Here is a 399-nt window from a genome sequence, read left to right on the forward strand (position 1 = left end):
GGCATCACCCGTTGCTGGCACTGCAGGCAGTAAGCGACTTTCTGGTGATCGACTATGCAGGGCCCGGGCGGAATTGCGATGAAGTGACGCTGGCGCAGCCATGCTGGATAGCCGCTGATTGCGTCTGAGGCGGCTACTGTCTGGCCAACGCAGAAGGCGCCTGTGGGGCAATGCCAGTCAGTTAGGCAATATGCTTGGTCTTCAAATAGCAGGACGTGAGTGAAGCGCCCCATCCCGTTGGCGCGAGCCGGTCAAAATGGTTCGCCCCAGGTTTTAAGACGCCGATTTGTGTGAGCCCCGAGCCGTTAGTGAGGGGTGAGTTCGGCGGCGCCTAGGGCGTGCCATTTTGACCGGGGTTTCGAGCAGCCCCGGGTTGCGGGGGAATGAAAAGGGGGCGGC

1 protein-coding gene is annotated in these 399 nt (G+C 61.2%); it reads left to right on the forward strand.

Annotated features, from left to right (window positions below):
- Positions 1 to 11 precede the first annotated feature (11 nt).
- Positions 12 to 128: a hypothetical protein gene (locus O4G76_RS22260; protein ID WP_373568057.1), complete on the forward strand. Its 117-nt coding sequence runs from the start codon at positions 12 to 14 to the stop codon at positions 126 to 128.
- The last annotated feature ends 271 nt before the right edge of the window (positions 129 to 399 follow it).

Origin of the sequence: Limimaricola sp. G21655-S1 (assembly GCF_027213785.1) — a bacterium.
Lineage (GTDB): Bacteria > Pseudomonadota > Alphaproteobacteria > Rhodobacterales > Rhodobacteraceae > Limimaricola.